This is a genomic window from Pontibacter cellulosilyticus, from assembly GCF_014306105.1.
Classification (GTDB): Bacteria; Bacteroidota; Bacteroidia; order Cytophagales; family Hymenobacteraceae; genus Pontibacter; species Pontibacter cellulosilyticus.
Genome location: NZ_JACRVF010000001.1, coordinates 574042 through 588101 on the forward strand (window position 1 = coordinate 574042; position 14060 = coordinate 588101).

12 protein-coding genes are annotated in these 14060 nt (G+C 45.2%); 5 read left to right on the top strand and 7 right to left on the bottom strand.

Annotated elements, in window-relative coordinates:
• Positions 1–159 precede the first annotated feature (159 nt).
• Positions 160–474: a hypothetical protein gene (locus H8S84_RS02510; protein WP_187065693.1), complete on the top strand. Its 315-nt coding sequence runs from the start codon at positions 160–162 to the stop codon at positions 472–474.
• 52 nt (positions 475–526) lie between these two features.
• On the opposite strand, the gene H8S84_RS02515 is transcribed toward H8S84_RS02510, so the two are convergent.
• Genes H8S84_RS02515 through sdaAB form a run of 4 tightly spaced genes read right to left on the bottom strand, consistent with a single transcriptional unit; the run spans position 527 to position 5081 of the window.
• Positions 527–1516 carry an NAD(P)H-dependent glycerol-3-phosphate dehydrogenase gene (locus H8S84_RS02515; RefSeq protein ID WP_187065694.1) on the bottom strand — a complete coding sequence of 330 codons (990 nt, stop codon included), beginning with the start codon at positions 1514–1516 and terminating at the stop codon, positions 527–529.
• 21 nt (positions 1517–1537) lie between these two features.
• Positions 1538–2923 (bottom strand): efflux RND transporter periplasmic adaptor subunit, encoded by a 1386-nt coding sequence (locus H8S84_RS02520; protein WP_187065695.1) that lies wholly within the window; start codon positions 2921–2923, stop codon positions 1538–1540.
• A 4-nt stretch (positions 2924–2927) separates the two neighbouring features.
• Complete coding sequence (locus H8S84_RS02525; RefSeq protein ID WP_187065696.1) at positions 2928–4388, bottom strand: TolC family protein; 1461 nt, start codon at positions 4386–4388, stop codon at positions 2928–2930.
• Positions 4389–4403: 15 nt separating this feature from the next.
• On the bottom strand, positions 4404–5081 hold the full coding sequence (sdaAB, locus tag H8S84_RS02530; RefSeq protein WP_187065697.1) for an L-serine ammonia-lyase, iron-sulfur-dependent subunit beta: 678 nt from the start codon (positions 5079–5081) through the stop codon (positions 4404–4406).
• Positions 5082–5375: 294 nt separating this feature from the next.
• On the opposite strand from sdaAB, the gene H8S84_RS02535 reads away from it, so the two are divergent.
• The 3 genes from H8S84_RS02535 (at position 5376) to H8S84_RS02545 (ending at position 8644) form a co-directional block, all read left to right on the top strand.
• Positions 5376–6341 carry a tryptophan 2,3-dioxygenase family protein gene (locus tag H8S84_RS02535; RefSeq protein ID WP_187065698.1) on the top strand — a complete coding sequence of 322 codons (966 nt, stop codon included), beginning with the start codon at positions 5376–5378 and terminating at the stop codon, positions 6339–6341.
• A 233-nt stretch (positions 6342–6574) separates the two neighbouring features.
• Complete coding sequence (locus H8S84_RS02540; protein WP_187065699.1) at positions 6575–8155, top strand: NAD(P)/FAD-dependent oxidoreductase; 1581 nt, start codon at positions 6575–6577, stop codon at positions 8153–8155.
• A gap of 126 nt (positions 8156–8281) precedes the next feature.
• Complete coding sequence (locus H8S84_RS02545; protein WP_187065700.1) at positions 8282–8644, top strand: CoA-binding protein; 363 nt, start codon at positions 8282–8284, stop codon at positions 8642–8644.
• A 201-nt stretch (positions 8645–8845) separates the two neighbouring features.
• Here H8S84_RS02545 and H8S84_RS02550 read toward each other — a convergent pair whose 3' ends face one another.
• From H8S84_RS02550 to H8S84_RS02560, 3 genes are all read right to left on the bottom strand, one after another.
• On the bottom strand, positions 8846–9676 hold the full coding sequence (locus tag H8S84_RS02550) for an SDR family NAD(P)-dependent oxidoreductase (RefSeq protein ID WP_187065701.1): 831 nt from the start codon (positions 9674–9676) through the stop codon (positions 8846–8848).
• A gap of 152 nt (positions 9677–9828) precedes the next feature.
• A complete protein-coding gene (locus tag H8S84_RS02555) occupies positions 9829–12408 on the bottom strand; it encodes an ABC transporter permease (RefSeq protein WP_187065702.1) in 2580 nt (859 codons plus the stop codon).
• 33 nt (positions 12409–12441) lie between these two features.
• A complete protein-coding gene (locus tag H8S84_RS02560; RefSeq protein ID WP_187065703.1) occupies positions 12442–13146 on the bottom strand; it encodes an ABC transporter ATP-binding protein in 705 nt (234 codons plus the stop codon).
• A 145-nt stretch (positions 13147–13291) separates the two neighbouring features.
• On the opposite strand from H8S84_RS02560, the gene H8S84_RS02565 reads away from it, so the two are divergent.
• Positions 13292–14011, top strand: coding sequence for an arylesterase (locus H8S84_RS02565; RefSeq protein WP_187066644.1), 720 nt, complete (start codon positions 13292–13294; stop codon positions 14009–14011).
• Positions 14012–14060 lie beyond the last annotated feature (49 nt).

Here is a 14060-nt window from a genome sequence, read left to right on the forward strand (position 1 = left end):
ATTGCGAGTGCAACATCCGCTGCAGCTACAACTATCATAAGCCTTGCTTTGGCTCATACCCTTTGGTATAATTATGAGGTAATTCCTCTTATGGGCCGGAACAGTATTGCCAGTTTTCTTACTAGTGCTAGCATGCTGTCGAGCTTTATTATTACGTTTATGATAACAAAGGCGACCCGTAACGCTATACGTTCGCAGCAAATCTATCCCCTGCATTGGCACCTAAAAAGCCAGACCTTGATAGATCAGTTGCCCAGGCATACAGTGCACCGGGCATTTATACTTGGTATTATTGGTGCCCTTATGTCGGGGTTAACAATATACCTGCTCCAGTTTAAAGGATTTACTTCGTTTTACTTTTCTCAGTTTGTAGGGTTTAGCATCATGTATTTTGTATTGCTGCCTACTGCTGTTGCTGTTATGTCAGCTTACCGTGCCATGGGAGACGATGTAATGAAACAGGTAAAACTATAGGAAAAACAAAAGGCACACCTTCAGAGTGTGCCTTTAAATTGTAAATATGATATTATTTAAACTTCTCTTTTAGTATCTCGAACTCCACTGCGGGCGAAATGCGCTCATAAAGTATGTGATACACAGCATTTGTAATAGGCATTGCTACACAAAGGTTTTTGTTTAGCTCAAATATACTCTGCACAGCATAATACCCTTCTGCTACCATGTTCATCTCTACCTGTGCGGATTTTACCGTATAGCCACGGCCAATCATGTTACCGAACGTACGGTTACGGCTGAACTGTGAATAAGCCGTTACCAGAAGGTCTCCTAAATATGCTGAGCCGCTCAAATCACGATGGATAGGCATGATTGCGTCCAGGAAACGCTCTATTTCAAACATAGCGTTTGACACCAGCACCGCCTGAAAATTATCGCCATAGTTCAGTCCGCGGGCAATGCCGCAAGCCAGGGCAATAATGTTCTTCATAACGGCACAATACTCTATACCATCCAGATCGTCCAACGGGTTGGCTTTTACGTAGCGATTACGAAGCAATTCGCAAAACCTCTCTGCCGTGTTCATATCGTGCGAGCCGATTGTTAAGTATGACTGCTTTTCAAGGGCAACTTCCTCGGCATGACAAGGACCAGCAATTACCAGTTGGTGCGTATTCGGAACATGGTATTTGCGCTCTACATGGTCCGATATGAGTATGTTATCCTTCGGGATCATACCTTTTACCGCCGACACAATCACTTTACCTTGAAAGGCATCCTCCGGCAACTCAGCAAGCGCCTGCTGCACAAACGCTGCTGGTACGGCTAGAATAACCCAATCAGCAGCAGCCACGACAGACTGAATATCTGAGGATGGTTTTACATAATTCAGGTCATACGTTACTCCGCTTAAGTAGCGTGGGTTATGTTTAAAGTTGATAAGATGCTGCACATCATTTTTGTTGCGCATCCACCAATGTACCTGTGATTTGTTCTCTGAAAGGATTTTAACCAGGGCAGATGCCCAACTACCTCCTCCTAAAACGGCTACTTTTTCCAAATTGGGTGCTTATTCTTTTTATTAATCATTGCCTTCAGCAGCAATGGCTGACTTGTCTAACGATTTAGCGTCTTTTACGGCTACTTTGGTGCCATCTTTCAATGTTGTGGAAACTGCTCTGAAAGGCCCCACCACTACTTCCTGCCCCGGCTTAATGCCGCTGATAATTTCTATGTTTTCGAAATCGCTGATGCCGGTTTTAACTTTTACAGTATTAACTGTATTTGTGCCTTTGTCATATACAAATACAACCTCTTCTACTTTAACTGGCGCTTTCGGCTTGTCTTCTTCAGTGTTTTGTTCTGCTTCTTCATCTTCTCCTTCTTCAGTTTCCACTTTCTCATTTTCATTGGAACGTGTGGTTACAGCAGACAAAGGTACAGATAAAATATTAGGCTTACGCTCTGTAATGATATCAACTGATGCTGTCATGCCTGGTCTGAAGGGACGTGCATTCGTTTTAGCCAGGTGGTCATAAGACTCATTCAGTAAGCGAATGCGTACTTCAAATTCTGTAACAGCCTCCAAAGTTGCTGCATCTTTAGCTGTGTTGGCAATGGCCGTAACAACCCCTTTAAATTTCTCGTCTCTGCTGGCGTAAGAATCTACTTCCACTTCAACAGAGTCGCCAAGAGCCACACGGATAATGTCGTTTTCATTTACATTAACGCGCACCTCCATATTGTTAAGGTTAGCAATACGCATAATTTCTGTACCGGCCATTTGCGATGTTCCTACCACACGCTCACCGCGCTCTACATTAAGCTTTGATACGATACCGCTCACTGGAGCATAGATTGTAGTTTTATTCAGGTTTTCACGGGCGTCTTTTAGGGATGCAAGCGCATTCTGAATGTTATACTCCGAAGCACGCACGCTCTGGCGCAACGACTCTACTTCCTGCTTAGCCGACTCATAGGTAGCTGCTATCTGCTGCCACTCTGCCTGTGAAATAACTTTCTGGTCGTAAAGCGATTTATTGCGCTCATAGTTCTGTTTTGCCTGCGTTAAGTTAGCCTGCGCCTGTGCCAGCCTGGCTTTAGTTTGCGCCAGGTTTGCTCTTGAAGAGTTAACGCTTGCCTGCTGCGCATCTACAAACGACTGATAGTTGTCAGGTCGAATGCGTAACAGAAGCTGGCCTTTTACTACAGAGTCACCCTCCTCAACGTTCAGTTCAATGATTTCTCCGGAAACATCAGGGCTAATTTTTACTTCTGTTTCAGGCTGAATTTTACCAGATGCACTTACTTTTTCAACTATCTCAGTTTTTTTCGCCTCGGCAATCACAACTTCTGTTCCTTCTTCCTTCCCGATCCACCCGGCCATTTTTGCTACAATGATGCCTATTATCAGTAATACAAGTACACCTGCAATAATAGGGATCAGATTTGATTTTCTTTTAGCCATAGTTTTACAATGATATGTCTTTGCCTTGGTAGAAATCAAGCACTTTTTGCTTGAACGTATACTCATACTTTGCCTGTAGCAGATTAGACTGCGCAGCACGGTAATTGTTAGCGATTATGTTAAAATCGACGGTATTGATTACTCCGTTGTTTAGGCGCAACTGAGCATTGTTATAGTTTTTCTCAGCTGCCTGTAGTTGTTCTTTTGCTGCATTGTAGCGTCTTTGGGCAGCTAACGCATCCACATATGCCTGTTCTATTGTTTGGCGCAGATTATTGCGTTCAATTTCGGCGTTTATCTGTGCGTCCTGTTGCTGCAGCTTTGCCCGTTGCACATTGTTTCTCACCTGTAGCCCGTTAAGAATAGGTACCTGCAAAGAAAAGCCAAAATTCTTGCCGACACCGTCTTTCAACTGATCAAGGTACTCGTAAGTTTCCCTTCTGAAAGTTGTGGTAGGTGTATAAATAATGAATGGGTCTGTACCTTCAGAGTCGGAGAAACCGATAGTAGTCTGCCTTAAAGCACCTGATTCAGGAAACCTGAAATCACGGGCACTTGAATAGAATGTGTTAAGTCCTCCAAACATAGATAGTCGAGGATAAAAACCTCCTCTGGCAAGTTCAAGTCCTTTCTGTGCACTTAATACTCGTAATTCTGCAGCCTTAATAGCCGGTTGTGTCTGGCTGGCTACATCATACACCTGCTCTAAACTTACGAGCACCGGATCCTGGTCTGGTTCCGGAATATCGGGCACCTCTATATTAAAGTCTTTATTAGCCGGCAGGTTAAGCAACTGCTTAAGTGTAAGCCTGGAAAGGTCGCGCTGGTTTTCAGCATTTATCAGATCCAGATCATCGGCAGCTAACTGAGACTCCAAATCCAGCACAGCATTTTCGGCTACACTTCCAGCCTTGAACAGAATTCGTGTTCTGTTTAGCTGTTGGTTTGTTAAGTCTTTAGTTTGAGTAGACAGCTTTACCAGTTCTTCGGCAAAAAGTATGTTTAAGAAAGAGGTAATTAGCTGAATAGTAATATCGTTTTGCAGAGACAAGTACTCCTGCTCCGATGCCTGAAGTTCTAACTCGTTTTGTTTAATAGCATTTACACGTTGTAAACCTAGAAACAGTGGCAGGTTAGCACCCAGCTGGAAGCTGTTTGTCTGGCTGCTTTCTGAACGAAGGTCCTGTGTGGTAGGGTCGACATAGGTACCAAAGTTAAAGTTATAGGATGAACTACCATTTAGCGAAGGCAGTCTATCGAACTTAGATTGCTTTAGATCAATCCTGTTTCCTTCTTTAATCAGAAAGCTTCGTCTTACCTGTAAGTTATTCGCCTTGGCATAATTCACTGCTTCCTGTAACGACCAGGTACCATCGGTAGGCGCTTGTTGTGCAAAGCCTTCGGTAATGCCGGCAGAGCTGGCTAGTCCGAGGGCAAGCAGTAAAATTCTGGAGGTTTTTTTCATAGTAACTATCTGTTATTAAAGATCTATGTTCGGTATATAAACCACGTGCTTCACCCAGCTAAGCTGCTTCAGGTAGTCGAGGGTAATGGGTTTTATGCCAGAGTCCATCTCTATAAACTGGCGAGCTAACTCATTTCTTCCTTTGCGCGAAACGTTCATCGTCGCAATGTTGCAATCGTCGTGGGCTAAAACAGAAGCTATAAAAGCTATACTTCCGCGCACGTCGTCTGCATCAATGATCAGGGTATGAAGTGTAGCGGAGAAATTAGCTGTAAAGCCGTCCACTTCTACAATTTTGATTACACCGCCTCCCCTGCTCTGGCCGATTACTTCAACTTGTCTGTCGCCAGCTTTTAGGTTAAGCTTTATGGTATTGGGGTGCATGGTAGAGGCATTGCCTACAGATTTAAAAGTATACTTTAGTCCACGCTCTTTAGCATGGTCAAAAGCATCTTTAATGCGCTTATCGTCGGTTTTGAAATCCAGCAATCCGGCAACAATAGCACGATCGCTACCGTGCCCTTCGTATGTTCGGGCAAAAGAATTGTAAAAGGTGATGATGGCCTCTTCAGGAGCGGCGCCAAGTATACGAATGGCAGCGCGTGCAATGCGCACTACACCAGCTGTATGTGAACTTGAGGGGCCAATCATTACTGGTCCAATCATATCAAAAACACTGCTTTTCTCTGCCATGGATGTTTAAGGTCGGATAAGTATAGAAAAAACCAAATTTAAGCATTAACTATCAGCTTTACTCTATTTATTAGCTAAAATAGCTTTATTTATACAATAACAGGTGTTTTTTCTACGAACACGGCCTATATTTCTAGTAAGCTGGATATTCTATGGACGAGATTTGTAACTGATCTTTTCAACCTCCAAAATAATTGCTAGTATGGCCTATTGCTGATTTTAATCATTCTTGACTAGTTTTTATTTACTTAATTTGCGCATTGTCTTTAATCAATCATCCGTAAAACGTTTTAGATGGAGCATACATTTAAACCTGAAGTACTGGAGCAGTTAAGGAGGCTGGAAGAAAAGTATGTGCCGCTGGGGCAGGATTTGGCTGCGTACCTGGAGGGGCTTTACTATACAAACTTCCTTAACTATTGGGATTATATCCACCTCGATACCCTGTTAAGCCTGCAAAACCCGCGCACTAATATTCCGGATGAAAAGATATTTATTATCTATCACCAGATAACGGAGCTATACTTTAAGCTATGCCTTGAGGAATATCGTCAAATAGCTGAGGACAAGAATATTAACGTTGATGTGCTCACTAAACGCGTGAAGCGCATAAACCGCTACTTCGATAACCTGATCAATTCATTTGATGTGATGGTTGACGGCATGGACCCGAAGCAGTTTCTACAGTTCAGGATGGCGTTGATGCCAGCCAGCGGCTTTCAGTCGGCACAGTACCGTATGATCGAGATAGCTTCTACTGACCTACGTAACTTAGTGGCAAAAGACAAAAGAGCCGTGCTTGGCCTGCAAAGCACCCAAGAGGAAATGATTGGTTGTATTTACTGGAAAGAAGGCGCCACCGAGGTAGCCTCTGGCGCTAAAACCCTTACTTTGCTGCAGTTTGAGGAGAAGTATACCGATCAGCTTATAAAGTTTGCAAAGCAGTACGAGCACACCAATATCTGGAGCATTTACAAGCGTTTGCCGGAAGAGCAGCAGCAGGATGCCAAGCTCAAGAAGGCCATGCGCGCACTCGATAGCAACGTGAACGTGAACTGGCCGTTGATGCACTACAAGTCTGCGGTACGTTACCTGCAACGCGACCCGGAGGTGATTGCAGCTACTGGCGGAACAAACTGGCAGAAATACCTGCCTCCAAAATTCCAGAAGCGTATTTTCTACCCTGAGTTCTGGGATAACCAGGAAGTGGAAGAATGGGGCAAAGGCTGGGTAGATAAGGTGCTGAACGGAGATATATAATCTCTAATTGAATTGGTTGAGTGTTTGACTGTTGAATACCTTCACAAAAAGTGATAGTATAAAACCTGCTTCATGTATATCATCACAGTGTCTCGCAAACTTTAGGCATCTTTTTTACGGAAGATTGAATTTGCATTACCTTTGTATTGTTTAATCCCTACTGTAGCTGAAACAACACATCAGCAACTAAATAATTAAAACCGGTTTAAGGCTAACTACCTTACCCACACTTTATGAGAAAAAAAGAACTTGATCTGGTGTTCACACCAGAGGTTGCCTTTGATGCAGCACTGTTAGAGCATGAAATCCTAAAAAGTGCCCGAGTAAATCCTGATGATATAAAGTATGTGCACCGCGTAAAGCGATCTATCGATGCGCGAGGCCGACAGGTGTTGGTTCGTGTACGTGCAGATATTTACCTGGATACCCCTCCTGCTGATGTCATCTCTCCTACCTATACTTACCCTGATGTAAGTAAAGCAAAGCAAATTATTATTGTAGGTGCCGGACCAGCTGGTTTGTTTGCCGCCCTGCGCTGCATCGAACTTGGCCTTAAACCTGTTGTGCTGGAGCGTGGTAAAGATGTCAGAAGTCGCCGCCGAGATCTGGCAGCCATAAATAAAGAGCACAAGGTAAACCCGGATTCCAATTACTGTTTTGGTGAGGGTGGTGCAGGCACATACTCTGACGGTAAGTTGTACACCCGTTCCAAAAAGCGAGGCGACTTACAGCGTATACTTCAGATACTGGTACAGCACGGTGCCACACCAGATATTCTCTTTGATGCGCACCCGCACATCGGCACTAACAAGCTACCTAAGATTATAGAAGCAATTCGCGAAACAGTTCGGGAAGCAGGCGGAGAAGTACATTTTGACAAGCGCGTTTCTGATTTTATACTTGAGGATGAAGAAATGCGCGGTGTTGTTTCGGCCGATGGTCAAACCTACTTAGGTGAGTCGGTTATACTTGCCACCGGCCACAGTGCCCGCGATATTTTCGAGCTGCTGCACGAGAAAGGCATTACCATAGAGGCTAAGCCATTTGCCATGGGCGTGCGCGTAGAGCACCAGCAAAGCCTGATCGATAGCATACAGTATAAATGCGAAGACCGTGGACCATATTTGCCGGCATCTTCTTATGCTCTGGTGCATCAAACGCATTACAAGGGCAGGCAGCGTGGTATCTTCTCGTTCTGTATGTGCCCGGGCGGGTTTATTGTGCCTTCAGCAACAGCTCCCGGCGAGGTGGTGGTGAATGGTATGTCGCCAAGCCGCCGAGACTCTAGATTCTCCAATTCTGGAATTGTAGTGGCCATTGAACTGGAAGATATGGAACTGGAGAAGTATGGCCCATTGGCTGGATTGCGAATGCAGCAGGCACTTGAGCAGAAAGCATGCGAAATGGCAGGCAATACGCAGGCTGCACCGGCACAATTGCTAAAAGACTTTACAGAGCGCAGGGTAAGCAAGCAACTGCTGGATACATCATACCAGCCCGGTTTGGTGTCTATGGACATGAACGAGGTTTTTTCTGAGGATATGGCTTATCGTTTGCGTGAGGGTTTTAAAGCTTTTGGCAGTAAAATGCGTGGTTATTTAACGAACGAGGCGCAGATTGTGGGAGTAGAAAGCCGTACCTCCTCTCCTGTTCGTATTCCCCGCGACCGCGATACACTTGAGCATACCCAAATAAAGCGTTTTTACCCATGCGGCGAAGGTGCAGGTTATGCAGGAGGTATCGTTTCTGCGGCAATGGATGGAGAAAGATGTGCGGAAATGGCAGCTGTGAAAGCGGGTGTTAGCATCCGCTAACTCAATTTTCCATATTTTAGCCACATTATACTTACTTAGCCCGTAAAGTATAAGCGTACAGCCCTGATGAGTGTTAAAGAAGAGGACTGTGCAAGTTTAAAATGTATTTCCATTAAAATTATATTAATGAAAAAGACAGTAGTAGTTGGTGCCACCGATAATCCAACACGTTATGCTTACAAAGCTGTACACCGCTTGCAGCAGCATGGGCATGAAGTAGTTCCGGTTGGCATTCGAAAATCTGAAGTTGGCGGTAAACCGATCGTCACTGATCTAAGCCAACCCATAGAAGAGGTAGATACAGTTACATTGTATGTTGGCCCAAGAAATCAGCCTTACTGGTACGATTATATTCTTTCGCTAAAGCCTAAGCGTATAATCTTTAATCCGGGCACAGAGAACCATGAACTGGAGCAAATGGCAGCTGATGCCAACATAGAAACGCTGCACCACTGCACGTTGGTAATGCTGGCTACGGATAGCTATTAAAATTTTTTTATTATTTTTTCTTTATGCTATAACCTGGCTTAAAGTGCACCGTATAAATAAGAGAAATCAAGCAGATGGCATTTGTTGTCTATGCTTTGAAAGAAGGAATCTGATGAAGATTCCTTCTTTTATTTTAAGGCCAGCCTATAACCTAAAATCCCCTGTAGGAACACTACAGGGGATTTTAATATTTTATACTTACTACAGTTTGCTTTGCTTCCATTCACCTTCGTCTTCTTCCATCTGGTATCGCATACTTGCAGCCAGGGCTGTATCAGGAATAACGTTAGAGCTTGTAGCCTGCAGCTTAGACATAAGGCCGGAAACAATTTTAACTTCACCGCTCATCAGCGCTTTATAGCCGTCACGCGCCACCTCTGCCGGATCTAACAGGTCGCCGTGTGCTGCTCTAGTATGAGCGGCGCCAGCTCTCCTGAAGAACATCGTATTACTCGCCCCCGGGCAAAGTGCCGTTACTGTTATGCCTGTATCCTTAAGTTCGTTAGAGAGTGCCTCAGAAAATGAAAGTATAAAAGCCTTTGTAGCGCCATAAATAGCCATTAGCGGCGAAGGCATAAAGGATACAATGGAAGCAACATTCAGAATCTTGCCATCTCCACGTTGCTTCATCTCTTTCAGGAAGTGTTTAGTAAGTTCTACCGGCGTATTTACGTTTAGCTGAATAATAGCCTGCTCCCGCTCCAGGTCTGTTTCCTCAAATGGACCGTGTACTCCGGCACCGGCATTATTTACTAAGATATCTACATGAATGCCGCTGTCTTTTACCTGCTGGTATACTTCTGAGGCTACTCCTGGCTCAGATAAGTCTGCTGTAATAACAGAAACCTGTTCTAGTTGATGTTCGTCTTGTAACTGGTAACCTAACCTTCTTAACCGTTCTGTGCTTCTGGCAACAAGAATCAGGTTATAGCCGTCTTTGGCAAAAAGCTTGGCAAATTCCATCCCAAAACCATTGGATGCCCCTGTAATAAGTACAGTTTTCTCTTTATTTTCCTCTCGCTTTGTCTTCATAAATTATAGTGCATTTTGTGCTTTTTTACCCTAGTATTTACCTTAAAACAGCGCGATTAGTTATAAATGTCATTTCCATATGTGCACAATAGATACAAAAAAGCCTCACTGCTTTTAGCAATGAGGCTTTAGATTATAGTGCAATAAACCAGTTATGCTTCTCCTCTTAATACTTCAAGCGGAGGTCTGTTCAGGATACCACGACTATTTAGCATACCAATAGCTACTGTTAAAGAAGTGATTCCTAGGAACACAGGCAATAGAGGCGCAAAGTCTGGCACAAAGTCCACTTCAAAACTAAATACGGCCAGTGCCCAGCTGGCTCCCACCGAAAGTATAACACCTGTACCGGCGGCCAAAGCTCCCAGCAGTAGGTACTCAAAGGCATTTATACTTAATATCTGCTTCCGGCTTGCCCCTAACGTGCGCAGCAACACACTCTCCTGCACCCGCTGAAACTTACTGATGTTAACCGAGCCAATCAGCACAAGCAGACCAGTGCTGATACTAAATAAAGCCATGAATCGGATCACAAAAGATATTTTACCTAGGATATCATCTAGTGTCTGAAGTATAAGATCCAGATCTATGGCTGATACATTAGGGAAACGCTGCACCAGGCTGCGCTGGAAAGCAGCTGATTGGGCAGTAGAGTCAGTACGGGTCATGAGCACATGAAACTGAGGCGCTTCTTCCAGCACACCTTTTGGAAACACCACCAGGAAGTTGCTTTGCACTCTGTTCCATTCCACCTCCCGTAAATGTGATACAACTGTGGGTACTAGTGCACCCTGCACATTAAATATCATCGTGTCACCAACTCCTACTTTAAGCCTTTCGGCATAACGATCTTCTAATGAAATAGGTACAGGTGCATCCGGATCAGTAACAGTTCCTTGCCATTTGCCATCTACTTCTTTTTCTGAACCGATCAGGGAATCCCGGTACGTTACCCGGTATTCTCGTGTATAAGCCCAATCAGGTATGCCCAAGGTAGTGTCTTTGCGTACATCGGCGGCGGTAAGTCCTTTCATCTCTTCCAGGCGCATGGTTACCACCGGTACATACTGCAGCACTGGCAAGCCTGCCTCCCGTGTTACCTGAGCTACCTCTTCTTTCTGAGCACTCTGAATATCGAACAGTACCAGATTAGGCTGATTTTCGCTTCCTGCAATGGCCACCTCACTTAAAAGCAAGCGCTGCATCAGGAAAAGCGTAGAAATAAGCGCAGTGCCAAGTCCGATAGATACCGTCAGTAACAGCGTCTGGTTGTTGGGCCTGTAAAGATTTGCCAGGCTTTGGCGCCACACATAGCCCCAGTTTACTGGGAAGAACTTCTTTACAAACCACATCATAGCCCTTGCCAGCAACGCCAGCACCAGGAAAGCCACAATCACACCTCCAGTAAACGATAAAGCACGCAACCATGAGTTTAACTGGAAGTAAGCAAACACAAAGATGAAAGCTAAGATCACGAAGTATACCAGCCAGCGCACTTTGTCTTTCTGATTAGTTAAATGCTCCACCCCAGCCCGAAGTGTTATAAGCGGTGATACATTACGGATAGAAAGCAACGGCAGCAAGGCAAATAGAACAGCTACTACCAACCCAATGGCAATACCCTCCAGTATAGCCAGCCACGATACCGAAACCGTTACCTCTACCGGAAGAAATGCTTTAAATAGCTCCGGCAAGTATAACTGGATCAAACTACCCAATATAGCACCAACTATGGATCCGATCAGTCCCATCGCCATCACCTGGAAGAGATAGATCAGGAAAGCCTGTTTGCCGCTAACACCCAGGCAGCGCAACACGCCAATAGTAGCCAGCTTCTCCCGGATGTATACATGCACGGCACTGGCTACTCCCACGCAGCCTAACAGCAACGCCACAAAACCTACTAAAGCCAGGAAACTTGCTAGGTCTTCGTATGCTTTGCCAGTGCCTTCCTTTCGGCTGTTCACGGTATCAAATCCAAAACCTGCTTCCTCAAAACGTGGCTCAAGTTTCTTGGCCAGCTTATCAGGGTCTGTCGTGTCAGGTAATTTATAGTAGTGGTAATAGCTGATGCGGCTCCCCCGCTGCAGCAAACCGGTTTCGTCGAGGTAGCGGCGTGGAATATACACGGCTGGCGCAATGGTGGCTGTCATCGCGGACTGGCCGGGTATTTTATGCAAGGCTCCGGCAATTTCAAAGGTCACATTACCTACTTTAATAGAGTCACCGGGTTTGGTGTTGTATTGCAGCAACAACGTATGGTCTACCAGTGCTTTGCGGCCTTCTTCCCTGAATGCTCTGCTGGCGCTTTCCGGAACTGATTCAATAGCACCATAGTATGGGAAACCGCCTTTCTCCAGCGCTCTGACCTGTACCAGCCTAGTGCCTTGGGATGCCTGAAAGTATACCATCGAAACAAAACGCACTTCATCTGATCGATCGCCGCCAAAGGCCAACGAGTCGAGCAGTTTCTGCATAGGCGGCTCAATTTCTTTGCTTGTGGCCACCACAAGGTCTGCACCTATCAGCGATTTGGCTTGCTTATCTATGTCGGTGCGCAGGTTATTAGAAAAGGAGTTGATAGCCACAAGCGCAGCTATACCCAATACAATGGATGAAATAAACAAAGCCAGCTTACCCCGGTTGCGGCGGCTGTCACGCCATGCCATCAGCAGGAGCCAGCGCAGGTTAAGCGGTCTTTTTTTATCTAAGTGAATGATGGTATCAGACATGTTTGTTGACGAAAGAGTGATTGAGGGAGTATGCTACTCCTGTACATTTCCAACTGAGGACGTAATTTGATCCGAAACTACGGTACCGCCTTTGATACGTATGATCCTGTCTGTTTTCTCAGCAAGTTCAAGGTCGTGTGTTACCAGCACCAGGGTAGTACCGGCTTCCCGGTTCAGATCGAATAGCAGTTTCTCTACTTTTTGGCCCGTTTCTTCATCCAGGTTACCTGTTGGTTCATCGGCAAAAAGTATGGTAGGCTTGTTGGAGAAAGCCCTCGCCAGCGATACACGTTGCTGCTCACCGCCGGATAATTGTGTTGGGTAATGGTCGAAACGTTCTGCCAGGCCCACGCGTGCCAGTAACTCCATTGCCTGATTATGTACATTGCGCTCTCCTCTCAGCTCGAGTGGCACCATTACATTCTCGATAGCCGTTAAAGTTGGTATCAGCTGAAAGTTCTGGAAAATAAAGCCCACATACTGGTTGCGTACCTGTGCACGCTCATCCTCTGATAAGTTATCGAGCTTTATGCCGTTAAGTATAACTGACCCCGACGAGGCCCTGTCGAGGCCGGCGCAAAGGCCCAGCAAGGTTGTTTTGCCGCTTCCCGACGGGCCCACTATGGCACAGGTATCGCCAGCCTGAAGGGAAAAATTTATACCTTGCAGTACAGTAAGCGGGTGATTGCCGCTGTAGTATGTTTTCTCAAGATCTTTAATATCAAGTATAACAGACACGTAAGTAGAGTTTAGGTAGTGATAGAAGTATAAAGTAGTTACTCTATACAAGCACAAATGATGCACAAAAACTGGTAAACCAGTGATTTACGTTATTGTTTAGTATAGAGCCAAGTATAAATTTAAGAAACTAAGTGTATTTATGATGCTTAAACGTAACTTTTTCATAGTACTGTCGGCGGTTGTTTTTGGTTTGTATAGCTGCAGCGAGTCCGACAGAACAGCCAACACCATAGAAGCCGGCGAAGAGACCAGCACAACAGCTGAGGGTGACGAAGACACTGCGAAAGCAGAGCGAACCAAGACCATCCTCTTCTTCGGGAACAGCCTTACTGCTGGGTATGGTTTGGAGCCGGATCAGGCTTTTCCGGCACTTATCCAGGATAAAATCGATTCCCTTAACCTCCCATATAAAGTAATAAATGCAGGCGTTAGCGGCGAGACATCGGCTGGTGGCAAAAGCCGCATCAACTGGCTCTTAAAGCAACCTGTGGATGTATTTGTGCTGGAGTTAGGTGCCAACGACGGATTAAGGGGCATAGACCCAGCCGAAACGTATAAGAACCTGCAAAGGATAATCCAAAAAGTAAGAGAGAAGAACCCTGATGCAGAAATTATACTTGCCGGTATGCAGATTCCACCCAACATGGGCCAGAAGTATGCTACGCAATTCAGGGAAGTATTTTCCAAATTGGCTGAGGAAGAAAATGTAGCCCTGATACCTTTCTTGTTGGAAGGTGTAGCTGGCGTACCAAAGCTCAACCAGGCCGACGGTATACATCCGACAGTGGAAGGGCAAAAAATATTGGCTGACAATGTTTGGGACGTAATGGAGGATATCCTGCGTGAGCCTGAAACAATTTAAAAGCTGCTACTCTACAGCAAGCCGCTGGTATTTACATACTGGCGGCTTT